Here is a 26,711-nt window from a genome sequence, read left to right as displayed (position 1 = left end):
GTCGGGGCATCAGTGACATCCAGCAGTACCCCTGGCATCGGAGCACTCGTGAAAGCACACGTCATTCACCGCGAGGGAGCCGGAGCGGAGGCGGGCGTCGCCGGGGAGGACACCGTGACGGTCGCCCCTCGCACCGCTGACAGACCCCTTCGCTGCTGGGTGCCCCGAGGCGTGTACCCCCCGCAGGCCGACACCGGGCTCCTGCGGCGGGCGCTGTGCCGGGAGCGCATCACCCGGGACACGGACGTCCTCGACCTGGGCACCGGCAGCGGCATGCTCGCCATGGAGGCGGCTCGGCTCGGCGGCCGGGTCACCGCCGTCGACATCTCCTGGCGGGCCGTCGTCGTCACCTGGATCAACGGCCTGCTGAACGGGCAGCGCCTGCGGGTGCGCCACGGTGACCTGACGGCGGCGGTGCCCGGCGACCGCTGCTTCGACCTGGTGATCGCCAACCCGCCCTACGTGCCGGCTCCCGGCGGGGCGCCGCCCCGGGGCCCCGCCCGGGCGTGGGACGCCGGCGCGGACGGCCGTCTGCTGGTCGACCGCATCTGCGACACCGTGCCGAGGTTCCTGCGGCCCACGGGGACGCTTCTGATCGTGCACTCGCACCTGTGCGGCACCGGCGCCACGCTCACCCGCCTCGCGGCGGCCGGGCTGCGCGCACGGGTCGTCGAGCGGACCCGGCTGCCCTTCGGGCAGGTCCTGCGCTCCCGCCTCGACTGGCTGCGCGAACGCGGGCTGGCAGCCGACGGGACGACCGAGGAACTGGTGGTGATCCGTGCCGAACACTTCTGACCGCCCCTGTCGCATCCGCGTCCAGCGCGACGGACCCCTCCTCGTCGAGGGCCCGGTCGAGGTCGTCGACGAGAACGGCGAGGTGACAGCGTCGGCGCGCTTCCAGGTGGCCGTCTGCACCTGCCGCCGCAGCCGGAGCTTCCCCTGGTGCGACACCAGCCACCGCTGCCGCGGCGGGCGACCGGGCGAGGGCGGTACCCCATGACCAGCCGCCCGGCCCCGGCCCGGTCCCCGTGCCTGCCCGCGCCCCGCGGCCCGCTGTCGGCAGCCGTCGTGGAGGCCCTGGGCGGCACGGACCCGGCGGCCGTCCCGTCCCCGGCGCACTCCTCGCCGTACGGCGACGATCTCCAACTCGCCCTGTACGTCCTCTACGAGCTGCACTACGAGGGCTTCGAGGGCGTGCCCGACGACCTGGAGTGGGACAGCGCGCTGCTGGCCGTCCGCGCCGCGCTGGAGGACCGTTTCCTGTCCGCGCTGCGCACCGACGCGCCCGTGGACGCCGCCGACACCGCCGCGAGGGCGCTGGACGAGCTCCAGGTCGAGCCGGCCTCGGATCCCGCGGACAGCGTCTCCCACTTCCTCCGGGAGGAGGGCACCCTCCGGCAGCTGCGGGAGTACGCCGCGCTGCGCTCGCTCTACCACCTCAAGGAGGCCGACCCGCATGCCTGGGTCATCCCCCGGCTGCGCGGGCGCGCCAAGGCGGCCATGGTCGCCGTCGAGTACGACGAGTTCGGCGCCGGCCGTGCCGACGAGATCCACGCCGAACTCTTCGCCGCCCTCATGGCGGACCTCGGCCTGGACACGGCGTACGGCCGGTACGTCGACGCCGCACCGGCCGAGGCGCTCGCCACCGTGAACCTGATGTCCCTGCTCGGCCTGCACCGCTCGCTGCGTGCCGCACTGGTCGGGCACTTCGCCGCCGTCGAGGTGACCTCGTCCCCCGCCTCGCGCCGCCTGGCCGAGGCGATGCGCCGGACCGGCGCGGGCCCCGCGGCCGTACGGTTCTACACGGAACACGTCGAGGCGGACGCCGTCCACGAACAGGTCGTACGCCATGACGTCGTGGGCGGGCTCCTGGAACGCGAGCCGCACCTGGACGCAGACGTGGTCTTCGGGATCCGCGCCACCGCCTGCCTGGAGGACCGCCTCGCCGCCCGGCTCCTCACCGCCTGGCGCGAGGGGGCCACGGCGCTGCGCGTGGACGGGCGTCGTGACGCGTGACCCCCGTGTCCCGTCCTGACCAGGTTTCTCGCGCTGCCCGTTGGACACCCGGGCTCGGACGGAGAACGGGGGAAGGACGGACGAACCGGACCTCAACAGGCCGGATCTGGAAGGAAGATGAGCCGCCGTGACTGCGGAAGCCGGTAACCCGATCGTCGTTCGCCGCCCCGAGACGGGCTGGGCGAGGACACGCCGCCTGCGAGGGCGCGGCATCCGCACCTGTCTGCGGGCGACGCTCGACGACACCGCGGGACACACCCGGCAGGGAGACGACTGGAACGTCGTACGGGGCGAGGACTGACGCGGGGCGGTGCCGGTTCCCGGCGGGCCGGGAACCGGTGGCAGCCGGACGGGATCGTCCCGGCCAGGCATGACAGCGAGAGGCGGAGCGACCATGGGGCACGGCGGAGACGCGATCGCGGAGCTGATGACCGACCATCGGGAGGTCGAAGAGATGTTCGCCCGGATCCGGGCGGTGCCGGCCGGTGGACGGGAACTCCGTGACGTCGTGGACGAGGTCACCATCGAACTCGTCCGGCACTCGGTCGCGGAGGAGGAGTACCTCTATCCGGCGGTACGCGAACACATCGAAGGCGGTGACCGGATCGCCGACAGGGAGATCGAGGACCACGGCCGGGTCGAGGAGCTCCTCAAGGAGCTGGAGAAGAAGGACATCGACGACCCGGCGACGAGCCCGCTGCTGCGGCAGCTCATGGAGGAGGTCTCCGCGCACGTCCGGGACGAGGAGGACAACCTCTTCCCCGCGCTGCGGCAGGTGTGCGGCGCCGAGGCGCTGAACGACCTCGGCGACAAGATCCGCCGGGCCAAGTCCATGGCCCCGACCCGCCCGCATCCCTCCGCCCCGAGCACCCCGCCCGCCAACAGGCTCCTCGCGCCGGGCGTCGGGCTGGTGGACCGGGCCCGCGACCTCATCACCGGCCGCGGCAGGTCCTGACCGACGCCGAGCGGGTGGCCGCGGCTCGGCCCGGGCCCGCGATCCGAACGCACGCTCCCCTGGCGGCGGGGTCAGCCGATGGCGGCCGGCATGGGCCGGACGTCGTAGTGGAGGTGGATCGTGTCCCCGGTGGCGGGGTCGGCCAGTTCCACGCTCCAGCCGTCGGCGAACTGGTCGACGCCGGGGGCCATGGGGATGGTGCCGGAGATCAGGACGGTGCCGGGGGTGAGCGCGCCGCGGGAGCGCAGGACCTCGATCCAGTAGGCGGGGGCGAGGAGTTCGGCGAGGGTGCCGTGCTGGATCTCGGTCCGGGTGCCGTCGTGGGTGACCCAGGCGCGCAGGGTGAGGTCGTCGAGGCGGGACTCGACGTCGGCCAGCCGCCAGGCGCGGCGGGCGAGGACGTCGGGTCCGGCGTTCTTGCTCCAGGCCACGCCGTGCACCTCCAGGTCGCGGTCGGTGTGGTCGCAGGCGGCGGTCAGCAGCAGCTCCCCGCCGTCCGCCACGACCAGCGCCCATTCCGCCTCGCCGGAGGTGTGCCCGTGCTGGGCGTGGACGCGGTCGGTCTGCTGGGCGAGGTAGGGGGAGACGGGGTAGAGGGCCGGCGTCACGGACGGGCCGGGTACACCCAGTTCGGCGACCTCCGCGACGTGCGCGGCGACGTCCTCCTGGCTGCGCCCGGCGTACCCGGCGTTGAGGACCTGGACGACGTCGACCTCGCGCGTCGATCCGTCGGGCAGTTCGAAGGTCAGCACGGCCATGGGGCCCTCCCAGAGATCGGGTGACGGGACCGCGGCGGCGGGGCGCCGCATTTCTCGGCGCTTCGCCGCTTTTCGCGGCGTTTCGCCGCGGTGAAGTTTCCGCGCGGGGGCTTGCGCATACTCCCTGTATACAAGAAGTATGCCGGAAGGTCGATGTTCCCCGGCCTCGCCCGGCCTCCCCCGGCAAGGAGGGGAAGCATGTCCGGCATCCCGAAGGGCGACGGTGGACACCGCCCCCATCCGCCCCTGAGGAGGACCGCACCGTGCGCATCGCCCTGAGCCAGCTCGCCACCGGACCCGACCCCGGCAGGAACCTCCGGCTCGTCGAGGAGCAGACCCGGCCGGCCGCGGACGCCGGAGCCCGCGTCGTCGTCTTCCCGGAGGCGTCGATGGCCTGCTTCGGCACCCCCCTGGCGCCGCTCGCCGAACCCCTGGACGGACCGTGGGCCGACGGCGTACGGCGGATCGCCCGCGCCACCGGCACGGTCGTCGTGGCCGGCATGTTCACCCCGGCCGGCGACGGCCGGGTCGCCAACACCCTGCTCGCCACCGGGCCCGGGGTCGAGGCGTCGTACGACAAGATCCATCTCTACGACGCCTTCGGCTTCCGCGAGTCCGACACCGTCGCCGCGGGCTCCGCCACGACGGTCATCGAGGTGGACGGCGTACGGCTGGGCCTGGCCACCTGCTACGACATCCGCTTCCCGGAGCTGTTCCGGGCGCACGCCGACGCCGGAGCCGCCGGCACGCTGCTGGCCGCCTCCTGGGGTGCCGGGCCCGGCAAGCGCGAGCAGTGGGAGCTGCTGGTGCGCGCCCGCGCGCTGGACGCCACCGTGTGGCTCGCCGCCGTCGACCAGGCCGACCCCGGCACCGGACCGGGTGCCGCGCCGACGGGGATCGGGCACAGCATGGTCGCCGGACCCGACGGGACCGTGCGGCACGCGCTGGGCGCCGAGCCCGAGCTGCTGGTGGCGGACCTGGACATCGACGAGGTCGCGGCGGTCCGGCAGCGGACCTCCGTGCTGGCCGACCGACGCCCGGAGGTGTGGCGATGAGCAAGCCCGAGCTGGAGTTCCACCTCCCCGACGGTCCGTGGCGGACCCCGGCCGGCGGCGGGCCCGGGGTCGAGGAGCGCGTCCTGGCCGACGACCCCGGACGCGGGTCCCGTACGGCGCTGGTCCGCTGGGCGCCGGGCACCGACACCTCGGCGGACGGCGTGACCCGCCACGAGTTCTGGGAGGAGGTCTACCTGGTCGAGGGCGCCCTGCACGACCTGACGCTCGACCGGACCTTCACCGCCGGCATGTACGCCTGCCGCCCGCCCGGGATGCCGCACGGTCCCTGGACCGCCCCGGACGGCGTCACCATGCTGGTGATCACCTACCCCGCCCCCCAGGGCCTGTCAGACAGGCCCTAGCCCGCGAGCAGCACCTCGAGCGTCGACTCCAGGTGGTGGTCGACGGCGGCGCGCACGGCCCGCGCGTCACCGGCCTCCAGGGCGTCCACGATGGCCTCGTGTTCCGCCAGTACCGCTTCCTGGCGGCCCTGCTGGTTGAAGAGGGCGGTCACGCCGGTACGGACCTGGCGGCTGCGCAGGCCGTCGTAGTGCCGGTCGAGGAGGGTGTTGCCGACGGCGCAGACCAGGGCCGTGTGGAAGCGGTGGTCCACGGCGATGAACTCGCGGGCCTGGTCGGCGCCGGTGAGTTCGCGCTGCCGTGCCAGCAGGGCCCGCAGCTCCGCCACCGGCGCGCCTCCCGCCTCGACGAGCCGCTCGGCGGCGTACCGCTCGACGATGCCCCGCAGCTCCATGAGCTCGCGGATCTGCCGTCCGGTCAGGGGGGCCACCCGGGCGCCCCGCTTGGGCACCAGTTCGACCAGGTCCTCGGCCGCGAGCTGCAGCAGGGCCTCCCGTACCGGCGTGCGGGAGACGCCGATGCGGTCCGCGAGCTCCTGCTCCGACAGGAAGGCGCCCTGCATGCCGGGATCGGTCAGTACCGTGTCCTTGAGAAACGCGTACGCCTTCTCCCGACCGGACGTCACGGCCACCCCCAGCTCTCGTATACACCTTGTATACGACGCTACCACGCGCCTTCCGCGGCGGGCCCGGCGCCGATGACCCGGTGTCAAGCGCTCCGGCTCGACCTGGCAGGCGTCGGTCCACGACCTGGCCTCCGGTCCCCTCGCCCTGTGCTCGGAGGTGAGGAACAGCACCACCCGGTCGGCACTGCGGATGTGGTCGAACATGATGTGGTGGTTGGCCCACACCTGCCCGATCAGCATGAAGGTGACCGCGCGGGCCAGGTAGGACGGCCGGAGCGCGCCGAGGCCGTACAGCAGACGGCGGCCGTCGTGCGGCGGGTGGATCTCCAGGACGAGCAGGGTGATGGCGATGGCGATGACGGCGTCGCTGAACGCGGTCACCCGGACGGGGTCGCGCTCCAGGCCGACCGGCTCTCCCGGCTACGGGACCGGCCCGGTCGTCGCACCCCCGCCGTGGCCTCGGCTCATGGTGTGACGATGGCGAAGTCCGGGTCGGGCATGCCGAGTCGGCCGACGAGTTCGGTCAGCCGCCGGGGATCGCCGGTGATCTCGACGGTGTCGCGGGCCGCCAGGTCGGCCGGTCTGAGGCTGCCGAGCAGCAGAGCGCGCAGGTCGGTCTCGGTGAGGGTGATCTCCACGTCCGGGTCGGCGGCGGCGGCCGGTCCGGTGCCGGTGACGTGGGTGAGGACGCCATTGCGCAGTCGTACGGTCACGGTGTCGCCCTTGACGATGTGCAGGCGCACGGCGATGTCCACGTCCCAGCTGCCCGGCCCGTCCACCCGGATGGCGAGGGCGTCGAAGAGCTGGTCCAGGGTGAGGGCCGCGATCACGTCGGGCGACGCGGTGACGGTCGGGGTGCCGACCGGGCCGTTGCGCAGTTCGTAGGCGCCCATCAGGTAGAAGTTGCGCCAGGTGCCGTTCTCGCTGCCGTAGCCGAGCTGTTCGAGGGCGTCGGCCTGGAGGGCGCGGGCCTCGGCGTGGTCCGGGTCGGCGAACAGGACGTGGCCGACGACCTGGGCCACCCAGCGGTAGTCGCCGTCGGCGTACGACCGGCGGGCCCGGCGCAGCACCTCGTCCGCGCCGCCCATGAACTCCACGTACCGCTTCGCGGCCTCGGCCGGCGGGTGCTCCCACAGGTGGGCCGGGTTGCCGTCGAACCAGCCCAGGTAACGCTGGTAGATCGCCTTGGTGTTGTGGCTGACGGAGCCGTAGTAGCCGTGGGTGGGCCAGGCCCGTTCCAGCGCCGGGGGCAGCTCCATGCGCTCGGCGATCTCCGGGCCGGTCAGGCCCTGGTTGAGCATGCGCAGGGTCTGGTCGTGCAGGTAGGCGTACAGGTCCCGCTGGGTCGAGAGGAACTCCACGACCCGCTCGCGGCCCCAGGTCGGCCAGTGGTGGGAGGCGAAGGCGACGTCCGAGGCGCCGGCGAACAGGTCGATCGCCTCGGTGAGGTAACGGGCCCACACCCGCGGGTCGCGGACCTGGGCGCCGCGCAGGGTCAGCAGGTTGTGCAGGTTGTGGGTGGCGTTCTCCGCCATGCACAGCGCCGCGTGGCCGGGGAAGTGGACGTTCAGCTCGGCCGGGGCCTCGGTGCCCGGGGTGAGCTGGAAGACCATGCGGATGCCGTCGACGGTCTCCGTCTGCCCGGTGCGCGTGACGGACACGGTCGGTGGGATCAGGGTGACCGCGCCGGTCGAGGTGGTCTGCCCGAGCCCGGTGCCGATCTGACCGCGCTCTCCCTTGGGCAGGGCGGCGCCGTACATGTAGGCGGCCCGCCGGCACATCGCCGTTCCGGCGTACACGTTCTCGCTGACCGCGTGCTCCAGGAAGCCCCGCGGGGCGAGGACCGGGACTCCGGCCGCCACGTCCTCGTCGGTGATGACACCGCGCACCCCGCCGAAGTGGTCGGCATGGCTGTGCGTGTAGAGGACGGCGGTCACCGGGCGCTCACCACGGTGGGCGCGGTACAGGGCGAGCGCGGCGGCCGCGGTCTCGGCGCACAGCAGCGGGTCGATGACGAGGATCCCGCGCTCGCCCTCCACGACGGTCATGTTGGACAGGTCGAACCCGCGTACCTGGTAGATACCGTCCGTCACCTCGAACAGCCCGTGGTGCGAGCACAGCCGACTCTGCCGCCACAGACTCGGGTTCGCCGTCGCCGGGCACTCCCCGGCCAGGAACCCGTAGGCGTCGGGGTCCCACACCACCCGCCCGTCGGCATCCTTGACGACACCGTCCCGGGCGGTGCCCAGGAAACCGCGCCGCGCGTCCTCCAGGTCCCGGGTGTCGTCGAACGGGAACCGGTGCCGGACGGCCTCGTTGGCCCGCTCGACGGCAGGCTCGGCGGGCCCGGCCTCGGTGTGGGGGGACATCGGGGGCTCCCTCGCTGACGGCGGCAGCGCGCGGGCCGCCGTCCCGACGGCCGCGGCCAGTGCCACCCTCACCCGCCGCCCCCACCCGCACGACCGGAACCGCGCCGTACGGGTGAACGGCGGCCGGAACCGGCCCCGTCGACGGGGGTGACGGATGTGCACCCGGTGGCCCCGGCGGCCGCGTGTTCCCTGCGGGCCGCCCTCCACACCACCGTGACGTGCGCGGAACCCGGCGGGGCGGTCTGGTGCCCGGTGCCCTGCCGTGACAGGCTGAAGGGGTACCAGCCTGGTCTGGTGGGAGATCCCGCGCCGCCGAGCGGTCACCGAGGAGAAGGTGGCCGATGGTGGGTACGGGGGTCTCGCTCGGCTGCGAGCGGCGCCCTGTCGCCGCGTCCACGACGACGGCCTTCTTCCGGCAGTGGGAGCCGACCGTGACGGTCCTCGACCCCGAACGGCGGTTTCTCCCATGCAGGTTTTCCACGTGCGGACCAGCGGCTCACCCACCCGGATCGTGCTGACCCTGGCCGGTGACCTGGACTTCCCCGCCTTCAGGCAGGCGGCGCCGGTCGTCGGCCCGCTGGTACTCGTCGGCCGGGACCTGACGGTCGACCTGGCCCGGGTGGGTTTCATGGACGCCGGCGGTCTGGGCCTGCTGCTGTGCCTGAGAGAGCGCGTCGTCTCGGGCGGCGGCGCGATGGAGTTGCGCGGTGCGCGGCCCCAGGTGCGACGCGTACTCGAACTGTCCGGCACCGCAGCCCAGTTCGGAACCGCCGTGCGCACGGCACCCTGCTGACGCCCGGACGCCCGACGGCCGCCTCGGGCAGCGGCGAGGCCGGAGCGATCGGTAAGGGTGCGGCGGACTTCCCCGACGGGCGGCCGCCGGAGGGTGTCAGGTGCGCCGTGCGCTGGCGCGCAGGCCCCGGTCGGTGAAGGCGATCAGCCAGTCGAAGCTCTCGTCTATGCCGGAACTCCGCTGGAAGCCGTTGTCCGCCTGCAGTGTCGCGAAGCCGTGGCAGAGGCTGCGGAGCGTGCGCAGGGCGTGGTCGGCGTCGGCCTCCGGGATCTCGTAGCCGCGCAGGACGGCCGTGAACGCGTCGAGCAGCCGCTGCGTCGCGACGGCCAGGGGGTCGTCGGGGCCGGCCGGCTCCGTGCCGATCGTCGCGGCGTACCGGCCGGGGTGTGCCAGCACGAAGGCCCGGAAGGCGCGGGCCGCGGCCGCCAGGGCGTCGCGGCCCGCGTGACCCCGGACCGCTCCGCCGACGGCGTCGGCGGCCTCGCCCAACGCCCTGGTGGCGATGCGCCGGTTGAGGTCCTCCTGGCCGCCCACGTGCTTGTACAGGGACGGGGTGCGTACGCCGACCCGTTCGGCCAGCAGGCCCATCGTCAGGTTGGTGAGGCCCACCTCGTCGGCGAGGTCGGCAGCGGCCGCGACGACGGCCGCCGGGTCCAGGCCGTTCCTAGGCACGGGCGGCGGCCGAGTGGAGGAAGGGGAGCAGGAGCGACACGACCTGGTCGGGGAACTGGTCGTGCGGGTAGTGTCCGGCGCCCTCGACCATCGCGAGGCTGCCGAGGCCGGCGGGCAGCGCGTCGACGATCGCCGCCCCTTCGGCGTGCGGGTCGGCCCAGTCGGGGTCGAGGGTGCCCATCACGACCAGCACCGGGCAGCGGACGTTGCCCAGTTGCGCGCCGGCGTCGGCAGGGGTGGTGCGGCCCATGCTCTGCAGGGCCTTCATCCGGCCCGGCTCACGGAGCATGGCGTCGATCCGGTCCATTCGCTCGGCCCAGTCGGCCGGCTTCACGCCGGGGTAGGCGACGTCGAGGTACGACCGCCACTGCGACACGCTGCCGAACACGCCCGTGCCGACGAGCCGCAGCATGCCCCGCCGGAACCGCCCGACCCGCAGGTCGCCGAGGCGCACCGACTGCTTGCGGGTGAACGGCGCCAGCTCGACGACCGCGGTGACCAGCGACGGCTCCTGCGCCGCGGCGACGGTGGCGGCACCGCCGGAGATCGAGTGACCGACGAGCACGGCCGGGCCGCCCAGGTGACGGATCACGGCGAGCAGGTCGCCGGCGATGGCGGTGCGGCTCCAGGCGGGCCAGTCGGCGCTGGACTCGCCGCAGCCGCGCAGATCGACGGCGGCGACCCGGTAGCCCGCCGCCACCAGCTGCGGGACCACGGCGCGGTACGCGGCGCGGCTGTTGCCCATGCCGTGCGCGAGCACGACCAGCGGGCCGGACCCCGCCACCTCGTAAGCGATCGTGCCGCCGTCGACGGCGAGGTACTCGGTCATTGCGTCCTCCAGGAGGTGAGGGTGGCTAACACTGTTAGCCTCAAGCTAATGCCGTTAGCCAGATCTGTCAACGGCCCGTCCCGGAGCGGCCGCAGGGTCGTGGGCAAAGGGGGGACCCTGTCGCCCGACTACGCGTCGTTCGTGGCCCACGGGCCCTCCGGCAGGCAACTGTGGCGGGCGCCCCCGCTGGACGAGTGCTGCACTCCGGCGGTGCCGGCCCGGCGCCCCCTGCGCCCTGTGCTCGCAGGGCGCCGGAGTCGGCCGGGCCTCGGTCGAGCTGATGAAGGCCGGACCCGGCGGCCTCACCGAATCCGCCACCCTGCCAAGGAATTCGGAAGCGCTCGGGGCCGTCGGCGGACAGCCCCTGTTCCCCGCCCCGCAGACCGCGAAGGACGTCTACGACTCCGGGAACGAACGGCCGTACAACGGGCTGCTGCGGGTCGACCCGGAGACCGGGCGGGTCGGGCGGACACCGCTGGCCGGTCCGCTGACCGGCGCGGCCTCCCCGGTGGACGGCGTCGTCTACTTCGTCCGGTCGGACGGGTCGGTCACCGCGGTCGCGGCGGACACCGGCAGGCAGCTCTGGCGGAAGGTGACGGACGTGGAGAGCCTGTCCGTGCCCGCGGCGTCGGCGACGTACCGGCGGGGCTACTTCGCCAACCGCTTCGGCCGGCTGCCGGCACTGGACAGCCGCACCGGAGCGGAGGTCCGGCGCACCCCGGCACTGGACGACCCCGGGGACGAGGCGCAGAGCCGGCCGCCGCGGGTGCTGCTCGTCAAGGACGCGATCGTGGCGACGGCCGGCGACACCGCCTTCTCCCGGGGCCCCGACGGCCCCTCCTGACCGGATCGCGCTCGCTCCTCCGGCGCTCGGACCCGCGCCTGCGACGTGCTGTGACGGGCTTCACCGTAAACATGAGGCACCCCTCAAGTACGCTGGGCGGCGTCGAACGTGAGGGACCCCTCCGGATGCCCCGCTCGGCACCAGACGGCCGGTCCGGAATCTCCGGAGCGCCGCACAGCACGAGGAAACGGCAAGGAAATGACCATGAACAGGTGGACCAGGCGCGTATCGACCGCCGTCGCTGCCACGGCACTGGCGGGCGGAGCCCTTCTCGGAACCGGCGGCTCGGCGTCGGCGGCGACCACCTCGGGACCCGCGGAGCACGCGCGGCCCTCGACTGCCGTCACTGTCAGTGCCGACCGCTGGTACCTGGACCAGGTCGACTGGTACCTGCACCAGCGCTGATGCGGCCGCAGGCCGGCACGGCCGGTTCGCCGGGCCGGCGTCGCCGGGACGCAGGAGTGACGCAGTGAGAGCGGTCAGAATCGTGGCGTGCGGGCTCCCCGTGGAGCTCGTCCTGTCACCCGAGATGTCGGTGCCGATGCAAGCGGTACTGCGCTACGACACGGACGACCCCTACGCCGTCCGTGCCGTCTTCCACCCGCCGGGCCAGGGCCGGACGGTCGAGTGGTTCTTCGGCCGCGACATGCTGGCCGAGGCGCTGGGCGGGCGCACCGGGCGCGGAGACGTGCACATGTGGCCGGACGTCGACTCGGGGCGCGACGTGGTCCTCGTCGCGCTGTGTTCACCGGGCGGATCGGCCCTGCTCCGGCTTCCGGCGCGGGGCGTGGAGTCCTTCCTCCGCGAGACGTGGTCCGCGGTGCCGTCGGGGGCCGAATCCGACCGGCTCGACCTGGACGCGGAGCTGGCGCAGCTGCTGGCGGGGAGCTGAGCTCACCCGCGGCGGCTCACGCCTCCTCGTGGCACTCGTGGCACTCCGCTTCGGGGCATTCGAGGGTGACGAGGGTCTGGTCGACCTGCCGCGGGGTCAGCGGCGGCTCCGGCAGCTCGTGGGCGCACCGGGCGCGGAACGCGTCCAGCAGCAGGTGAAGGTGGCGCCGCCAGGCGTTGGGGGCGACGGCCCGTGTGGCCTGGATGATCCCGGCCTGGGACCAGATCACGAAAGCCAGGTCCTCCGGGGTGACGTCGTCGCGGAGGACGCCCTGCTCCTGGGCGGCGCGGAAGATCTGGGCGGCCCGCTGCTGCGCCCGCTCGAACATCCCCCTGCCGAGCGCGTGGAGGGGCAGCCGGGCCGAGACCAGGTCGTTGAAGGCGCGGTCGCAGGCCTGCAGCTCGCAGAGCCGCTCCAGGTAGTGGCAGAACGCTTCCCACGCGTCGTCCATGGCCGCGGCCTCCTCGGCCGCGGTCAGCAGATCCGTGAACTTCGCGGTGAAGAGCTCCTCGACCAGGTCGAGCCTGCGCGGGAAGTGCCGGTAGAGCGTCCCGATCGCGACGCCCGCCTCGCGGGCCACACCCTCCAGGGACGCGTCCAGCCCCTGCTCGGCGAAGGCCTTGCGGGCGGCGGCCACGATCGCGTCCCTGTTGCGCTGCGCGTCACGGCGCAACGGCTTGGCCGACGCCTGGGGCGCGGGTAGGACGGGCTGCTGGCTCATGCCCCCAGGCTAACATGAGGGCCCCCTCGAATTTCGGACTGTGACCCTGTTCACGGCATGGACGCGTCACCCGTGTCGGTGGTCCGTGGGGCGGGCGCGGTCGTCGTGGCGCCGCGGAGGACGCCCCGGAGGGACCGTGCCGCACCCGGGGCCGCGATGGCCGGGGGCCGTCCCGGAACCGAACCGGGAAGGCCCTCACCGGTTGTGCCGGTATCGCGCCGCTTTGCCGGATCGCCTCATGAACGGGGAACCGGCGGGTAAGCGGATTCGCAGGACGGCGAGAGCGCCTGTGACGAGACGACAAGGACGCCTACGGAAAGAGCTCTATGGTCACCCCGCTGAAGAATCGGGCCTCGGACGAACAGGAACCCGGGGCGCCCCTGCGACACCGCCTCACCTGGGACACCGCGGACAGCCCGATCGCCGATGCCCGGGTCGCCGTACGCGCGCTGCTGGCCCGGGCCGGGCACCATCCGGACCACCGGCCGAGCCAGGACGCCCAGCTCGTCGTCAGTGAGCTGGTCACCAACGCGGTGCGCCACGCCCCCGGACCGGGCGGTCTGGCGCTGGAGGTGTCGCCCGACGCCGGCCTGCTGCGCATCGCCGTGAGCGACGGTTCGCACCGGCCGCCCGTACTCCCCCCGCACGACCCCACCCGCGTCGGCGGACATGGCCTGCACCTGGTCACCCGGTTGTGCGGGCGGCTGATCACGGTGGAACAGGAGACCGGCAAACAGGTCGTCGCCCACCTGCGGCTGGGCGCCCCCACCGGCCGCTAGCCGCCGGCCTCCCGGCTCCGTGCCGCGCCGGGCCGCTCACTCGGTGGTGGGAACCTCTCTCGGTGTGCCCCCGGTTGCCCGCAGAGCCGGGGTTTCGGGGTGTTGTGCCCGGCCTGGACTCCGGGCCCATGCCGCTCTGGCTGCTCGACCATTTCAGCACCACCACGCCGGCCGTCGTCACGGTCGGCGGCACCGCTGTGCCGGCCGTCGCCGGCAGCGTGCTGCTGGGGCGCAGGTATCCGTCGCCGGCCCGCGGGGAGCACAACGACATGGTCGGCGTGACGCTCGGGATGTTCGGCGCCATCTACGGGATCATCCTGGCGTTCGTGATCGTCACGCTGTGGACGCAGCTGGAGGACACCGGGACCATCGTCGCCGCCGAGGCCACCGACGCCGCGCTCATCACCCGTGAAGCGGCCGCCTTCCCGGCGGCGGAGCAGGCCCGGCTCCACTCCGCCATGAGCGGCTACGTCCACGCGGTCGTCGCGGACCGGTGGCCGCGGATGCGGGCGGGGCACCCCAGTTACGGGGCCACGGAGAGCCATCTGCGGGCGGCCTTCCAGGTGTTGCAGACGTACGACCCGAAAGGCGAGCAGGAGCAGGTCTTCCACGAGCAGACGGTCAGCCATCTCGACGATGCCGCCTCCCGGTGGCGCGCCCGCGTCACCATGGCCTGCCAGGAACTTCCCCGCTGCTCCAGGCCCTGGCCGTCGGGGGTGCGCTGGTCCTGGTCCCGCTCACGTTCCTGTTCGGCATGCGCAAACTGCGGGTCCAGATCCTGTTCGTCGCCTCGGTCGCCGGGCTCGTCGGCTTCAGCCTGCTCCTCGTCTTCGTCCTGGACCGCCCCCTCTCCGGTGACCTCAGCGTCAGCCCGGCCCCGTACCGCGAAGGGGCCCTGGCCCAGTTCTGGCAGCCGATGCGGCGCTGATCCCGGGCGGCGACGTCCGGGGCGCTGCCCGACGAGCCGGAGCAGGGGCCGCGGCATAGGCTGATCCGGGGGGTGCGTTCGGGTGACTCGCACACCGGAAGGGGCGCCCCGATGGACGACTACCCGCTGATCGAGAACCACGGGCTGATCGGCGACCTGCAGACCGCGGCGCTGGTCACCACCGACGGGGCGGTGGACTGGTTCTGTTCCCCGCGGTTCGACTCGCCGAGTCTGTTCGGGGCGCTTCTCGACAAGGGCAGGGGCGGCCACTGCACGGTCCGGCCGGCGTACCCGACCTGTTCGACCAAGCAGTTGTACCTGCCCGACACGGCGATCCTGGTCACCCGGTTCATGACCGAGGCGGGCGCCGGCGAGGTGGTCGACTTCATGCCCGTGACCGGTACGACGGCCACCGACCGGCACCGGCTGGTACGCCTGGTCCGCTGTGTGCGCGGCACCATGACCTTCGACGTGGAGATCGCCCCGCGGTTCGACTACGGGCTCATGAAGCACCAGTTGCACATCACCCCGCACGGCGCCGTCTTCGCCGCGGAGGACGGCACCGAACTCACGGTGCACCCCATCAGGGAGCCCGAGGACCAGCGGCTCGCGGACGTCATGACGGACCAGGACGCCGACCTGCGGGTCTCGCTCACCCTGGCCGCCGGTGAGCAGCGCGGGCTGATCCTGGAGACGGGCGCCGAGGGGCCGCCCAGGGAGATCCGGCGGGCCGAACACGAGCAGCTCTTCGACGAGACGGCGGTGTTCTGGCGCACCTGGCTGGCGCGGTCCACCTACACCGGACGCTGGCGGGAGGTGGTGGAGCGGTCCGCGGTCACGCTGAAGCTCATGACCTTCGCCCCGAGCGGCGCGGTGGTGGCCGCCCCCACGGCGGCGCTTCCGGAGCAGCTGGGCGGCGAGCGCAACTGGGACTACCGCTTCACCTGGATCCGGGACGCCTCCTTCTCCGTGTACGCGCTGCTGGGGCTGGGTTTCACGGAGGAGGCGAGGGCGTTCATCAGCTGGCTGGGCGACCGGGTCAGGGAGGGGGTCGGCGGCGACCGGACCACGGGCCCGCTCAACATCATGTACAAGGTCGACGGCTCCTCCGACCTGGACGAGCGGATCCTCGACCACTGGGAGGGCTACGCCGGTTCCGCGCCGGTCCGCATCGGCAACGGCGCCGCCGGTCAGCTCCAGCTGGACATCTACGGCGAGGCCCTGGACAGCATCTACTTCGCGCACCGGCACGGTTTCGCCGTCGGCCACGGCGGCTGGACCTCGCTGCGGACGGACCTGGACTGGCTGGCCGACCACTGGGACCAGGCGGAGGAGGGCATCTGGGAGACCCGCGGCGGCCGCCAGGACTTCACCTACGGCCGGGTGATGTCGTGGGTGGCGTTCGACCGGGCGCTGCGCCTCGCCGAGTCGAACGGGTGGCCGTCGGCGGCCGACCGCTGGAAGGCCGAACGGGACGCGGTCTACGAGCAGGTCATGGCCAGGGGCTGGAGCGAGGACCGGCAGGCCTTCGTCCAGCGCTACGGAAGCGAGGTCCTGGACTCCTCGCTGCTGCGCATGGCGACGGTCGGCTTCCTCACCCCCGGGGACCCGATGTGGTCGACCACCCTGGACGCCATGGAGGACGAACTGGTCAGCGACAGCCTGGTCTACCGGTACGACCCCGACGCCTCGCCCGACGGCCTGCGCGGCTCGGAGGGCACCTTCTCGCTGTGCACGTTCATGTACGTCGACGCCCTGGCGCGGGCGGGCCGGACCGACCGGGCGCGGCTGGTGTTCGAGAAGATGATGGGGTACGCCAACCATCTCGGCCTGTACTCCGAGGAGATCGACCCGACGGGCCGTCAGCTGGGCAACTTCCCGCAGGCGTTCACCCACCTCGCCCTCATCGACTCGGCCCTCACCCTGGACCGGGCGCTCGACAGCCGGCGGTCGGGGCTCGTCCGGCAGGGGTAGCGCCGGGATCTGGTGCCCCGCGTCCCTCAGTTGCCGGGGCGCTCCGAACCTGTCAGCCGCCGGTGGCGAAGCCCGGGAAGAGGGTCATGCCGCCGTCGACGTACAGGGTGGTGCCGACGACGTAGTCCATGAGGTCGGAGGCGAGGCCCACGGCCGCGTGGCCGATGTCCTCGGGGTCGCCGATGCGGTCGTAGGGGATCAGCCGCAGCAGGTCCTCCCGGGCCTCGGCCGTCTCCCAGGCGCTGCGGTTGATGGGGGTCCTGATCGCCCCGGGGGCGATCGCGTTCACCCGGATCTTCTTCGGCGCCAGCTCCTGGGCCAGCGTCGCCATCATCATCTGCACGCCGCCCTTGGAGGAGGCGTAGTTGACGTGGCCGGCCCACGGGATGACCTGGTGCACCGAGCTCATGCAGATGATCTTCCCGGCCGCGCGCGACACCTCGGGGACGACACCTCGGCGCAGGAACTCCTTGGTGGCCTCGCGGGCGCACAGGAACTGGCCGGTGAGGTTGACGTCCAGGACCTTCCGCCACTGGGCGAGGGTCATCTCGGTGACCGGGGCGTCCCGCTGGAGCCCCGCGTTGGCGACCAGGATGTCGATCGTGCCGAACTCCCGGACCATCCGGTCGGTCATGGCGACGACCTGCCGCTCGTCGGAGACGTCCGCCTCGTAGGCGGCGGCCCGGACCCCGAGGCCGGTGATCTCCGCGACCACCTCCTCGGCCTCCTCGCGGCCGGCCACGTAGTTGACGACGACGTCGGCCCCCGCCCGGCCCAGGGCCACGGCCGTCGCCCTGCCGATGCCGGAGTTCGCGCCGGTCACCAGGGCCTTCTGGCCCCGCAGCAGATGGGCGGGGATCGCGCTCCCCGACGCCCCGGACGCGGCCGGCCCCTCGGTGGAACTCACGATGTCCTGACCCTCCGCCACGTGCCCGCCCGTGCCGGGCCCGGCGCCCGGAGATCCGGACCCCAGCCAAGCACCGGGGCCGGGCGGTGGCATGCCGTGACGGACCGCGTTGCGCCGCGCGGCGCAGGATCTTCGCCCGGCCGGGCCACGGACACCCGGTTTCCCGGGGTGCGGGCGATGTGCGCGCGGAATACGCTGATCGGGTGAAATGGCGGTTTTTCAGGCGTCTTAGTGACGCCGGTCGCCCCTGCGCGACCGCCGATCTCTCTCGCTTCTCTCTCGCGTTCTCTCTCGCGAGCACCGAATTCTTCCTGTGGAGGCCGGGATGCGAGTCGTCGTCGATCTTTCCCGATGCGAAGGGTACGCACAGTGCGCGTTCCTGGCCCCGGACGCGTTCCGGATGCACGGCGAGGAAGCGCTGATGTACGACCCGGAGCCCGATGACGCCCAGCGCGAGCGGGTGCTGCGCGCCGCGGCGGCCTGTCCGGTCCAGGCGATCCTCGTCGACCGGCTGGAGGGCCGGACGGAGCGGCGGGACGCACCGTTGGAGGCGTCGAGGTCATGACCAGCGCCGACAACCTGCGAGCGTTCAAGCGCGACGGCCGTATCGTGATCGTCGGGGCGTCACTGGCGGGGCTGCGGGCCGCGGAGTCCCTGCGCGCGGAGGGGTTCACCGGGTCGCTGACGATGATCGGCGACGAACTGGGCGAGCCCTACGACCGTCCCCCCTTGTCCAAGCAGGTCCTGACCGGGTGGGTGCCGGCCGACGGCACCAGGCTGCCGCGGCGGCGGGAGGTCGACGCCGAGTGGCTGCTCGGCGTGCCCGCGAGCGGCCTCGACCTGGCCACCGACCACGTACGTCTGGCCGACGGGCGCGAGGTCCCCTTCGACCGGGTGCTGATCGCCACCGGGGTACGGGCCCGGCCGTGGTTCGTCGAGTCCGAGGCGGCGCTGGACGGGGTGTTCGTCGTCCGGACCCGTGAGCACGCCGAAGGGCTGCAGCGGGCCCTGGCCGCCGGGCCGTCCCGGGTGCTGGTCATCGGGGCGGGGTTCACCGGCTCCGAGATCGCCTCCATCTGCCGGGAGCGGGACATCCCGGTGACCGTCGCGGAACTCGCGCCGTACCCGCTGGTCGGGGCGCTCGGCGCGATGATCGGCGAGGTGGCGGCCGACATGCAGCGCGCGCACGGGGTCGACCTGCGGTGCGGTGTCAAGGTCACACAGCTGGAGGGGGACGCCCAGGGGCGGCTGCGCCGTGCCCACTTCGACGACGGCAGCACCGTCGACGCCGACGTGGCGGTGGTCGCGCTCGGCGGCATCCGCAACACCGAGTGGCTGCGGGGCTCCGGGCTGGCGGCGGGCGTCTGGGGCGTCGCCTGCGACACGGGCTGCCGTGCCATGGACCTCAACGGGCTGATCACCGACGACGTGTTCGTCGCCGGCGACGTGGCGCGCTGCCCGAACCCGGTCTACGAGTACCGGCTCATCTCGCTGGAGCACTGGGCCAACGCGGTGGAGCAGGCCGAGGTCGCCGCCCACAACATGGTCAACGGCCAGGCGGAGCGCTGGCCCCACCTGTCCATCCCGCGCTTCTGGTCGATCCAGTTCGGCGTCAACATCAAGTCCGTCGGCGTGCCGACCTTCGCCGACGAGGTGGTCGTCACCCAGGGATCGGTGTCCGACCACCGCTTCGTCGCCGCGTACGGCTACCAGGGCCGGGTCACCGCGGCGGTGACCTTCAACAACGCGAAGTGGCTGGACCACTACCGGCGTCTCATCGAGACGGCCGCGCCCTTCCCGCCGCCCTGCCCCACGCCGGACCAGCCCGTCGACACCAAGCCGGTGCCCGTCGACTTCCCCGGCCCCACCCTGCTCGCCCAGGGCGCCACCGTGGTCGTCACCGGACACGACCCGGGCGAACGACGCGTCACGGCCGCGCACCAGCACGGCCGCTAGGACGCCGCCGGCGGGAGCGCACCGGCGGGAGTACACCGCCAGGAGGAAAGGCCGAGGAAAGGACCGCGAGATGACCACCACCGAGGCGCCCGACACACTGCGCCGGATCCTCGACTACGCCTCCCGTGCCGATCCATACCCGCTCTACGCCGAGCTGCGCGAGACGCCGGTGGCCCGGCAGGACGACGGCAGCTACGTCATCAGCACGTACCGCGAGCTGGCGGACATCCTGCACAATCCGCACCTCAGCTCCGACGTCCGCAACCTGGCGCACCCGATGCCCTCGGCCGAGGGAACGACCACGCCGGCCTTCATCAACATGGACCCGCCCGAGCACGACCGGCTGCGGCGGATGGCGATGCGCCACTTCGGCCCCCCGCACACCCCGGGTCTGGTGACCGGCCTGGAACCCGCCCTGGCCGACACCGTCGGCGGGCTGCTGGACGGCGTCGCGGACCGGGAGCGGATCGACATCGTCGACGACCTCGCCTACCCGTTCCCCGTCACGGTGATCTGCCACCTGCTCGGCGTGCCCCGCGAGGACGAACCGCGGTTCCGGGTCTGGGTCAACGACATCATCAACGCGATCGACTACGACGCCAGGACCGACCCGCAGGAGAAACTCGACAACGGGGTGCGGGCCCGCCAGGACCTGCGCCGGTACCTCGGCGGCCTGGTCGAGCAACGCCACGGCCACCCCACCGACGACCTGCTGTCACGGCTGGCCAACGACGACGGGCCGGACGGGCGGATGACCGACGAGGAGATCATCAGCACCGCCAACCTGCTGTTGATCGCCGGCCACGAGACCACCGTCAACCTCATCACCAACGGCATGCTGACCCTGCTGCGCCACCCGCACGTGCTGCAACGGCTGCGCGGCGAACCGGACCTGATCGTGCCGCTGGTCGAGGAACTCCTGCGCTACGAACCGCCCGTGCACATCATTCCCTGGCGGGCCGCGTACAGCGACATCACCGTCGCCGACACCGTCATCCCCAGGGGCTCGCAGATCATGCTGATGCTCGCCTCGGGCAGCCGCGACCCCCATCGCTTCCACGACCCGGACCGCTTCGACCCCGACCGGCACGATAACCAGCACCTCGGCTTCGGCAGCGGCATCCACCTCTGCTTCGGCGGCCCACTGGCCCGCCGCGAGGCCCAGATCGCCCTGACCGAACTGGTACGCCGCCTCGACGCCCCCACCCTGGTCGCCGACCCACCCCCGTACCGCCGCAGCCCTGTCCTGCGCGGACCGATCCACCTGGACGTCGAGCAGAACTGACGCTCCACCGGCCGCCCCGTTCGTGCACCGCGGGCCGGTGGGGGGCGCGCACCTGACGGGACGTGCTTCGCTCAACTCGTCGTAATTCCCATGCGACTTGTCGCGCAACGCCCATACGATCCCTCCGCTGCCCGCACACCCGTGCGCATTCGTGCGCGGTCGCGGGCATCCAAAACGGGAGGGACCACTTGACCATGTCCTTCGGCGCGCGCCCGCGCGCCGTCCTCGCACTGCTGGGAACACTCGGCCTGTCACTGGCCGCCGCCGCATTGCCCGCGAGCGCGGCCGACGGGGTGCCCACCGCACCCACCCAGCTGTTCAACGGCTACCGGAACTGTGCCACCGACGCGGACCGGCCCACGTACCTTTCGGCTCTCGGCAACGTTGTCGTCGAGGGTATCCCCGGAACCACGGACGCCACCGGCAACTCCCCGGTCAGCGTCCGGTACGAGGCCTGGCCGGTCGCCGATCCGTCGAGGACCCAGACGGTCACCCGTGACCGCGCCACCCCCGGGTACGAGGCCAAGGGCGTCCTGTCGGGCATGCTCGTGGACGGGCAGACCTATGCGTGGCGGGCGCAGACCGTGGCGGGGGACGCGGCCTCGGACTGGTCCGCCCCCTGTTACTTCACGATCGACAGCACCCGTCCCGTCGGCACGCCCACCGTCACCTCGCCGAACTACCCGCCGAACCAGTGGAACCAGGGCGGCGACCCGGTCAGGTTCACGTTGAGCGCCAACGGCGACGACGACGTCACCGGGTTCCAGTTCTCCTGGACACAGCCCCTCCCGGTCATCGACCTCGCGGACTTCGACGACCACGGCGTCCCGCAGCCCCGCGACCCGTACGCGGATTCGGCACACTTCGTACGCGCCGACGCCCCCGGCGGTTCGGCCACGGTCGACCTGGTTCCGCCGTACGGCGGCAGCGGGACGCTGACGGTGAGCGGCCTCGACCGGGCCCTCAACCCGTCGGACACGACCAGCTACAGCTTCCTGGTCCGCGGCACGGCACCCACCGTCACCCCGTCCGACCCCTCGCCCGAGTTCGGCGACACGACCACGTTCACGCTCCGGCCCGACGCCGCGCTCCAGTCGAGGAGCCCGGTCGTCAGCTACTCCGTGCACACCGTCAACGGCCCCGACGGCGACCGGACCTTCGACGTCGCGGCGGCGGCCGACGGCACGGCGACGACGCAGCTCACCATGGACGGCGTCAACGGCGAGCATGTCGAGGTGACCAGCAGGAGCGCCGACGGCTGGGTCAGTGATCCGACGTTCTGGGACATCGACTACGACACGACTCCCACGGTCACCTCGGACGTCTACCCCGAGGACGGTTACGGCGGCGGTGTGGGCGTCCCCGGCACCTTCACGTTCACGCCGAAGGTGAAGGGCGTCGTGAGCTACACGTACGCCTTCGACTCGGAGCCGGAGGTCACGGTGGCCGCGGGTGCCGACGGCACCACGTCCGTCGACTGGACTCCGGGCTCGGCCGGCCCCGACGGGCTCCAGGTTTACGCCACCACCCGCTCCGGCATCCAACTGGCCGCCTACTCCTACTCCTTCACCGTGAACTGACGCCGCGAAGGCCCGTTCACCGTTCCGGGCGGGCGGAGTCCGGGTGGGTGGCGATGCGGTAGCCGGTGCCCGGGACGGTGGTGATGAGCCATGGCTCGCCGAGCCGTTTGCGCAGGGCCGAGACGGTGATGCGGACGGCGTTGGTGAACGGGTCGGCGTTCGCGTCCCAGGCGCGTTCCAGGAGTTCCTCGGCGCTGACGACGCCGCCCTCGGCGCCGACGAGGACTTCGAGGACGGCGAACTGCTTCCGGGTCAGCGCGACGTACCGCCCGTCCCGGTGGACCTCCCTGCGGAACGGGTCGAGGCGCAGCCCCGCGATCTCCCGTACGGGCGGTCTGTTGTGGGCGCGTCTGCGGTCGAGGGCCCGGAGCCGGAGCGCGAGTTCCTGGAGCTCGAAGGGTTTCGTGAGGTAGTCGTCGGCGCCGAGTTCGAAGCCGGACGCCTTGTCGTCGAGGCGGTCGGCCGCGGTGAGCATGAGGATCGGCATCCCGCTCCCGGAGGCGACGATGCGCCGGGCGACCTCGTCCCCCGACGGCCCGGGGATGTCGCGGTCGAGGACGGCGATGTCGTAGCTGTTGACGCCCAGCAGCTCCAGCGCCGTACCGCCGTCCCCCGCGACGTCCGCGGCGATCGCCTCCCGGCGCAGGCCGTCGCGGATGGCCTCCGCCAGATAGGGCTCGTCCTCGACGATCAGCACACGCATGCCGTCGAGGCTACGGGCCCGCACCTATGGCCGGCGTATCGGAATCCGCGTACGCGCCCGCGACACCGTGCCGCGTCGGACGGCGGCGGCTGCGGTCCGGCGAGCCCTGTCCGGACACCTGTCTCGATTCTCCCGTCACCCGGTCGAAAGGCTCCGGTATGACCGCGCCGCTCCGGGGAACCCGGGATGGCGACAGAGGCCGTGGAACACGCTAGGAGGTACGGTCATGATCGCTCTCGGTGTCATCCTGCTCATCGTCGGGTTCCTCACAGGCATATCGATCCTGTGGACGCTGGGAATCATCCTGCTCGTCGTCGGGGCCGTCTTCTGGGTCCTCGGATCCACCGGACACGCGGTCGCCGGCCGACGTCACTATTGGTGACCGTGGCGGCGCGCTGCCACCGGGTCCGTCAGGAGGTGAGGACGGAGACGCCGTCTCCGAGCAGCTTCAGCCCGAGGACGAAGAACAGGACCGCCATCACGGCGACGTTGTGCTGAGCCGCCCAGTCCTTCCAGCTGCCGAGCGTGGTCCTGGCCCGTTCGCCACCGAGCAGGAAGACCCCCAGTGGGGCCAGCAGACCGAGGGTGGCGACCACCACGAAGACCGCCAGGGCCCCGATCTGCTGCCCCACCGGCAGCCCGGCCGAGCCGATCGCGGCCCCGGCGGCGATCGTCAGCGGGGCGTTCTTCGCGTTGAGGGCGGCGAGGCCCACCCCCAGCGCGAAGATCCTGACCGGGGTGAGGCGGTCGATGGCGCTCATCCACTTCGGCAGCCGGGCCTCCGAGGGATCCCTCGGGCGCCGGTGCCACAGCCGGGCGCCGAAGACGACCAGCAACAGGCCGAGGGCGAGTTTGAGGGCTCCCACCCAGGTGGCCGGGTGCTTGTGGGCGGAGGCGTGCGCGGGGGAGGCGATCGCCAGCATCACCGCGCCCAGCACCGCGAGCCCCAGGATCCAGCCCACGGTGAACAGCACGCCGTTGAGGCGCCCCCGTGGGGTGGCGAGGATCAGGATCACCGCGATGATCGGGAGCGGGCTGACCGCGACGGCGGCCGCGAAACCCAGCACGTCACCGAGAACCGCACCCATGGTCGCCTCCGGCGTACTCGGCACACCCCAGCCTCTCCATCCTCCTGCGCCCGTCCGGATCTGTCCTCGGGAGCAGCTCCCGGCGGCCGGCCCCGGGCCCCTGATCAGCCGCGGAAGCCGTCGCAGAGGTCGAGGACCCGGGTGAACGGCCTGCGCAGCACCACGGCCGGCGGTTCCCGGTCGCTCTCGGCGTACCGGGCCAGTGCGGCGCGGGCGGCTGCCGTGTCGGCGTGCGGATCCCGCCCCGCGAGGACCGCCTCCAGGGCGTGCCCGGTGGCCTCGGCGACCGGGAGCAGAGCGGCCCGGGCCCGGCAGAGCACCGGGGCCGGGCCGTCCCGCACGCTGAAGAACTCGGCCTCGGCGGCCAGCGAGAGGAACTGGGGCACCGCCCGGACGGCCAGGTCGATCCGGCCGCCCAGCACGGTCACCTCGGTGCGGTGGCGGCGGCGCAGCGGATTGAACCGCAGGGCCTTCTCCGCCTCCCGCGCCTGCGCCCCGTAGCCACGCAGCCGGTCCGCCGCGGCCTGCGCCGACACCCGGTTCGCGCGCGCCGCGTCCGGGGACCCGATCGCGCGCGTGGTGCGCACGAGGCCCTCCGTGAGACCGTCCGCGCACCTGCGGGCCAGCGCCGCCACCTCCCTGCGGGGGTTCCGCGGCCAGAGCAGCGGGGCGAGGACGGCGGTGACGGCACCTCCCAGCGCGTTCTCCCAGAGCCGGGCGAAGCCGTAGGACTCCGGCGAGGGGTTCGCGAAGACCAGCAGCGAGGTCACCGCGACCTGCACGTTCAGGGTCGTCCCGGAACTGATGACGGTCCCGCACAGCAGGGCCAGCCCGATCACGACGGCGAGGACGAGCGTGCTCGGCCGGAAGAGGCTGACGACGGTGACGCCCAGGGCCACGCCGGCCAGCACGCCGAGGATCCTCAGCAGCAGCGCCACCAGGGAGGTGGCGGAGTCACCGCGCAGGCACAGCAGCGGCACGATGGCCGCGAACACCGGCGGCTGGTCGGCACCGGCCCACAGCGCCGTCTGCCAGCAGAGCACCGCGATCACCAGGATCCGGGCCGCCGACGGCCCCTGCACCCGGAGCCTGCGACCCACCGACGCCGCCGGGGAAACGCCCGTCACCCGCCCACTTTAGGCACAGGTCACGGCCTGTCGCGCTGTGGTCACGCCCCGTGGCGCCCTGTGGTGCCCGGGGGCCTCAGGGCGCAGGGCGGGCCGGCTCAGTCGTGCGCGGGCCGGTGCGATCGGCTTCAGGAGCCGCCTCGGCGTGTCGATCGCGTCGCAGACGCGGTCCGTGACGCCGCCCGGCGGACGGTGGCCGGGGCCGGGTTCGCTCCGGATCTCGGGGACCGGGACGGCCGCACCGCACTCCCGGCAGCCCCCCGGCATCGATGAGTCCGCCGTCCAGGTCGTGCCGGAGGAGGCGCTTGACGCCGTTCGGGGAGTAGAAGGCCCCGCCCCAGTTCATCAGGGCGTGCACGGCCGGCCACAGCAGGACGAGCCGTTCCTGGCGTCGGGGATCGGCTGGTAGGCGGCTTCGTGGTCCGTCCCCGCTACCAGCGGCGGCGGACCGCCGCGGCCTGGGGCAGGTTCGCGGTGCCGCCCAGGACGACGACCTGGAAGGCGGCGCGGAGATAGGCGGTCACGAAGCGGGAGATCCTGCGGGTGCGGTGCACGGCGGGTCACCTTCCTTGCCGGGGCGGTGCTGGGGCAGGTGCTGGGCGCGAGGGCCACGGCGTCACCAGTTGACGGCGTCGTCCATCGACTGCTGCCAGTACGTGACCTTGAGCGAGTCGTCGACGTAGACGCCCTTCGCGGGCAGCGACGGGTGGGCGGCCGTGCCGACGCTCTCGTTGCCGGAGCTGCCGTGGAAGTAGACGTACAGGGAGTTCACGGTCTGGCCGTGGGTGCCGCTGCCGTCGGTGGCGGACAGGCTCACCGAGGCGTACCCGGACTCGCCCGGCGCGAGCGTGACGACGGCCTGCGGCTTCGAGTCCTCGATCACCGGCGGGACGGACTGGGCCTCGCCGAAGCGGACGGCCGGGTAGGAGTGGAGGTAGCAGGTCCTGCTGCCGGTGTTGGTCACCGTGAGGAGCATGTGGTTCACGGGGCGGTTCAGCGGAGCCGCGACCGTCTTGGTGTTGGACCCCTCGCAGGTGACCGGCTTGGCGGTCGTCGCGGGCGCCTTCGACGCGGCGGTGCCCCCGGCGGACTTCTGCGTGCCGGTGGTGGCCCCGGCCGCCGGGGCGGAGCCGGTGGTGGAGGTGGTCGAGCCGACGGCGGACGGCTTGGGGGAGGCGACGTGCGCGGTCGTCGGCGCGGCGGCCGCGACGCTCTCGGCGTGGACGCCCGTGCCGTCGCCGCACGCCGTCAGGGACAGCGCGGCGAGGACGACGGTGGTGGCGGCGCCGACGAGACGGGTGCGGGAGGTGCGGAGGCTGGACATGTGGACGTGCCCCTTCGGTGTTCGGGTGGCGGTGGTGATTGGATGACCGAAGCCTGCGAGGCGATCCGTCCCAACCGCCAGGCACGGCGGGCAGTTGGGGACACTGGAACGCGGAAACGGGCTGCGACCAGGGCGAACACGGCGGCCCTGGAACGCGGGACTGGGACGCGA

32 protein-coding genes and 1 pseudogene are annotated in these 26,711 nt (G+C 73.0%); 19 read left to right on the top strand and 14 right to left on the bottom strand.

Features of this window, described 5'->3' with window-relative positions; translation table 11 throughout:
• Positions 1-171 precede the first annotated feature (171 nt).
• The 5 genes from AB0472_RS08345 (at position 172) to AB0472_RS08325 (ending at position 2,971) form a co-directional block, all read left to right on the top strand.
• Complete coding sequence (locus AB0472_RS08345) at positions 172-795, top strand: HemK2/MTQ2 family protein methyltransferase (RefSeq protein WP_366354501.1); 624 nt, start codon at positions 172-174, stop codon at positions 793-795.
• Positions 779-1,000: a CDGSH iron-sulfur domain-containing protein gene (locus AB0472_RS08340; RefSeq protein ID WP_366354499.1), complete on the top strand. Its 222-nt coding sequence runs from the start codon at positions 779-781 to the stop codon at positions 998-1,000. The genes AB0472_RS08345 and AB0472_RS08340 overlap by 17 nt, the downstream gene beginning before the upstream one ends.
• On the top strand, positions 997-2,016 hold the full coding sequence (locus AB0472_RS08335; RefSeq protein ID WP_366354497.1) for an iron-containing redox enzyme family protein: 1,020 nt from the start codon (positions 997-999) through the stop codon (positions 2,014-2,016). Before AB0472_RS08340 ends, AB0472_RS08335 begins: the two co-directional genes overlap by 4 nt.
• Positions 2,017-2,143: 127 nt before the next feature.
• Positions 2,144-2,317: a hypothetical protein gene (locus AB0472_RS08330; RefSeq protein WP_366354496.1), complete on the top strand. Its 174-nt coding sequence runs from the start codon at positions 2,144-2,146 to the stop codon at positions 2,315-2,317.
• A 93-nt stretch (positions 2,318-2,410) separates the two neighbouring features.
• Positions 2,411-2,971 (top strand): hemerythrin domain-containing protein, encoded by a 561-nt coding sequence (locus tag AB0472_RS08325; protein WP_366354494.1) that lies wholly within the window; start codon positions 2,411-2,413, stop codon positions 2,969-2,971.
• A gap of 71 nt (positions 2,972-3,042) precedes the next feature.
• Here the strand turns inward: AB0472_RS08325 and AB0472_RS08320 are convergent, their stop codons facing one another.
• On the bottom strand, positions 3,043-3,729 hold the full coding sequence (locus AB0472_RS08320) for a DUF2848 domain-containing protein (RefSeq protein ID WP_366354492.1): 687 nt from the start codon (positions 3,727-3,729) through the stop codon (positions 3,043-3,045).
• A 263-nt stretch (positions 3,730-3,992) separates the two neighbouring features.
• On the opposite strand from AB0472_RS08320, the gene AB0472_RS08315 reads away from it, so the two are divergent.
• Both AB0472_RS08315 and AB0472_RS08310 read left to right on the top strand, forming a co-directional pair.
• Positions 3,993-4,784 (top strand): carbon-nitrogen hydrolase family protein, encoded by a 792-nt coding sequence (locus tag AB0472_RS08315; protein WP_366354490.1) that lies wholly within the window; start codon positions 3,993-3,995, stop codon positions 4,782-4,784.
• A complete protein-coding gene (locus AB0472_RS08310; RefSeq protein WP_366354488.1) occupies positions 4,781-5,146 on the top strand; it encodes a cupin domain-containing protein in 366 nt (121 codons plus the stop codon). Before AB0472_RS08315 ends, AB0472_RS08310 begins: the two co-directional genes overlap by 4 nt.
• Here AB0472_RS08310 and AB0472_RS08305 read toward each other — a convergent pair.
• The 3 genes and pseudogenes from AB0472_RS08305 to AB0472_RS08295 all read right to left on the bottom strand — a co-directional run bounded on the left by AB0472_RS08305 (position 5,143) and on the right by AB0472_RS08295 (position 8,138).
• Positions 5,143-5,769 (bottom strand): GntR family transcriptional regulator, encoded by a 627-nt coding sequence (locus tag AB0472_RS08305; RefSeq protein WP_366354678.1) that lies wholly within the window; start codon positions 5,767-5,769, stop codon positions 5,143-5,145. The genes AB0472_RS08310 and AB0472_RS08305 overlap by 4 nt on opposite strands.
• Before the next feature lie 171 nt (positions 5,770-5,940).
• A pseudogene (locus AB0472_RS08300) lies at positions 5,941-6,150 on the bottom strand (TMEM175 family protein); the annotation flags it as partial.
• An 83-nt stretch (positions 6,151-6,233) separates the two neighbouring features.
• Positions 6,234-8,138 (bottom strand): alkyl sulfatase dimerization domain-containing protein, encoded by a 1,905-nt coding sequence (locus tag AB0472_RS08295; RefSeq protein WP_366354487.1) that lies wholly within the window; start codon positions 8,136-8,138, stop codon positions 6,234-6,236.
• Between the two features lie 466 nt (positions 8,139-8,604).
• Here AB0472_RS08295 and AB0472_RS08290 point away from each other — a divergent pair, with 466 nt between their 5' ends.
• Complete coding sequence (locus tag AB0472_RS08290) at positions 8,605-8,931, top strand: STAS domain-containing protein (RefSeq protein ID WP_366354485.1); 327 nt, start codon at positions 8,605-8,607, stop codon at positions 8,929-8,931.
• A 96-nt stretch (positions 8,932-9,027) separates the two neighbouring features.
• Here the strand turns inward: AB0472_RS08290 and AB0472_RS08285 are convergent, their stop codons facing one another.
• Both AB0472_RS08285 and AB0472_RS08280 read right to left on the bottom strand, forming a co-directional pair.
• Positions 9,028-9,603 (bottom strand): TetR-like C-terminal domain-containing protein, encoded by a 576-nt coding sequence (locus tag AB0472_RS08285; protein ID WP_366354484.1) that lies wholly within the window; start codon positions 9,601-9,603, stop codon positions 9,028-9,030.
• The gene (locus AB0472_RS08280) at positions 9,596-10,432 is read right to left on the bottom strand and encodes an alpha/beta hydrolase (protein WP_366354483.1); all 837 of its coding nucleotides are present in this window, start codon (positions 10,430-10,432) and stop codon (positions 9,596-9,598) included. The genes AB0472_RS08285 and AB0472_RS08280 overlap by 8 nt, the downstream gene beginning before the upstream one ends.
• A 280-nt stretch (positions 10,433-10,712) precedes the next feature.
• On the opposite strand from AB0472_RS08280, the gene AB0472_RS08275 reads away from it, so the two are divergent.
• The 3 genes from AB0472_RS08275 (at position 10,713) to AB0472_RS08265 (ending at position 12,168) form a co-directional block, all read left to right on the top strand.
• Entirely contained in the window at positions 10,713-11,276 is a 564-nt protein-coding gene (locus AB0472_RS08275; RefSeq protein WP_366354482.1) for a PQQ-binding-like beta-propeller repeat protein, read from the top strand.
• 204 nt (positions 11,277-11,480) lie between these two features.
• Positions 11,481-11,681, top strand: coding sequence for a hypothetical protein (locus AB0472_RS08270; protein WP_366354480.1), 201 nt, complete (start codon positions 11,481-11,483; stop codon positions 11,679-11,681).
• A 124-nt stretch (positions 11,682-11,805) separates the two neighbouring features.
• Positions 11,806-12,168, top strand: coding sequence for an SsgA family sporulation/cell division regulator (locus AB0472_RS08265; RefSeq protein ID WP_366354677.1), 363 nt, complete (start codon positions 11,806-11,808; stop codon positions 12,166-12,168).
• A 16-nt stretch (positions 12,169-12,184) separates the two neighbouring features.
• Here the strand turns inward: AB0472_RS08265 and AB0472_RS08260 are convergent, their stop codons facing one another.
• Positions 12,185-12,889, bottom strand: coding sequence for a helix-turn-helix domain-containing protein (locus AB0472_RS08260; protein WP_366354478.1), 705 nt, complete (start codon positions 12,887-12,889; stop codon positions 12,185-12,187).
• A gap of 326 nt (positions 12,890-13,215) precedes the next feature.
• Between AB0472_RS08260 and AB0472_RS08255 the strand changes: the two genes are divergently transcribed.
• Positions 13,216-13,668, top strand: coding sequence for an ATP-binding protein (locus AB0472_RS08255; protein WP_366354476.1), 453 nt, complete (start codon positions 13,216-13,218; stop codon positions 13,666-13,668).
• Positions 13,669-13,972: 304 nt separating this feature from the next.
• On the opposite strand, the gene AB0472_RS08250 is transcribed toward AB0472_RS08255, so the two are convergent.
• The gene (locus tag AB0472_RS08250; protein WP_366354474.1) at positions 13,973-14,128 is read right to left on the bottom strand and encodes a hypothetical protein; all 156 of its coding nucleotides are present in this window, start codon (positions 14,126-14,128) and stop codon (positions 13,973-13,975) included.
• Between the two features lie 189 nt (positions 14,129-14,317).
• Between AB0472_RS08250 and AB0472_RS08245 the strand changes: the two genes are divergently transcribed.
• Entirely contained in the window at positions 14,318-14,596 is a 279-nt protein-coding gene (locus AB0472_RS08245) for a hypothetical protein (protein WP_366354472.1), read from the top strand.
• Between the two features lie 111 nt (positions 14,597-14,707).
• Positions 14,708-16,570 (top strand): glycoside hydrolase family 15 protein, encoded by a 1,863-nt coding sequence (locus AB0472_RS08240; RefSeq protein WP_366354470.1) that lies wholly within the window; start codon positions 14,708-14,710, stop codon positions 16,568-16,570.
• Between the two features lie 52 nt (positions 16,571-16,622).
• Here AB0472_RS08240 and AB0472_RS08235 read toward each other — a convergent pair whose 3' ends face one another.
• Positions 16,623-17,417, bottom strand: a complete 795-nt coding sequence (locus tag AB0472_RS08235; protein WP_366354675.1) for an SDR family oxidoreductase — start codon at positions 17,415-17,417, stop codon at positions 16,623-16,625.
• Between the two features lie 385 nt (positions 17,418-17,802).
• Here AB0472_RS08235 and AB0472_RS08230 point away from each other — a divergent pair, with 385 nt between their 5' ends.
• The 4 genes from AB0472_RS08230 to AB0472_RS08215 all read left to right on the top strand — a co-directional run bounded on the left by AB0472_RS08230 (position 17,803) and on the right by AB0472_RS08215 (position 22,298).
• On the top strand, positions 17,803-18,042 hold the full coding sequence (locus AB0472_RS08230) for a ferredoxin (protein WP_366354468.1): 240 nt from the start codon (positions 17,803-17,805) through the stop codon (positions 18,040-18,042).
• Positions 18,039-19,433, top strand: a complete 1,395-nt coding sequence (locus tag AB0472_RS08225; RefSeq protein WP_366354466.1) for an FAD/NAD(P)-binding oxidoreductase — start codon at positions 18,039-18,041, stop codon at positions 19,431-19,433. Before AB0472_RS08230 ends, AB0472_RS08225 begins: the two co-directional genes overlap by 4 nt.
• Positions 19,434-19,503: 70 nt before the next feature.
• A complete protein-coding gene (locus AB0472_RS08220; RefSeq protein ID WP_366354465.1) occupies positions 19,504-20,718 on the top strand; it encodes a cytochrome P450 in 1,215 nt (404 codons plus the stop codon).
• 194 nt (positions 20,719-20,912) lie between these two features.
• A complete protein-coding gene (locus AB0472_RS08215; RefSeq protein ID WP_366354674.1) occupies positions 20,913-22,298 on the top strand; it encodes a hypothetical protein in 1,386 nt (461 codons plus the stop codon).
• A 16-nt stretch (positions 22,299-22,314) separates the two neighbouring features.
• Here the strand turns inward: AB0472_RS08215 and AB0472_RS08210 are convergent, their stop codons facing one another.
• A complete protein-coding gene (locus AB0472_RS08210) occupies positions 22,315-23,001 on the bottom strand; it encodes a response regulator transcription factor (RefSeq protein WP_366354463.1) in 687 nt (228 codons plus the stop codon).
• Between the two features lie 226 nt (positions 23,002-23,227).
• Here AB0472_RS08210 and AB0472_RS08205 point away from each other — a divergent pair, with 226 nt between their 5' ends.
• Entirely contained in the window at positions 23,228-23,383 is a 156-nt protein-coding gene (locus AB0472_RS08205; protein ID WP_366354462.1) for a DUF6131 family protein, read from the top strand.
• Positions 23,384-23,411: 28 nt separating this feature from the next.
• On the opposite strand, the gene AB0472_RS08200 is transcribed toward AB0472_RS08205, so the two are convergent.
• The 4 genes from AB0472_RS08200 to AB0472_RS08185 all read right to left on the bottom strand — a co-directional run bounded on the left by AB0472_RS08200 (position 23,412) and on the right by AB0472_RS08185 (position 26,540).
• Positions 23,412-24,113, bottom strand: coding sequence for a GAP family protein (locus AB0472_RS08200; RefSeq protein WP_366354460.1), 702 nt, complete (start codon positions 24,111-24,113; stop codon positions 23,412-23,414).
• Between the two features lie 80 nt (positions 24,114-24,193).
• The gene (locus AB0472_RS08195; RefSeq protein ID WP_366354458.1) at positions 24,194-25,216 is read right to left on the bottom strand and encodes an FUSC family protein; all 1,023 of its coding nucleotides are present in this window, start codon (positions 25,214-25,216) and stop codon (positions 24,194-24,196) included.
• A 431-nt stretch (positions 25,217-25,647) separates the two neighbouring features.
• Entirely contained in the window at positions 25,648-25,770 is a 123-nt protein-coding gene (locus tag AB0472_RS08190; protein WP_366354456.1) for a hypothetical protein, read from the bottom strand.
• Positions 25,771-25,832: 62 nt separating this feature from the next.
• Positions 25,833-26,540, bottom strand: a complete 708-nt coding sequence (locus AB0472_RS08185) for a DUF4232 domain-containing protein (protein ID WP_366354454.1) — start codon at positions 26,538-26,540, stop codon at positions 25,833-25,835.
• Positions 26,541-26,711 lie beyond the last annotated feature (171 nt).

Source organism: Streptomyces sp. NPDC086777 (assembly GCF_040702065.1).
Taxonomy (GTDB): Bacteria; Actinomycetota; Actinomycetes; order Streptomycetales; family Streptomycetaceae; genus Streptomyces.
The sequence above is the reverse complement of the archived record's forward strand: the minus strand, read 5'-3'. Positions and strand labels throughout refer to the sequence as shown.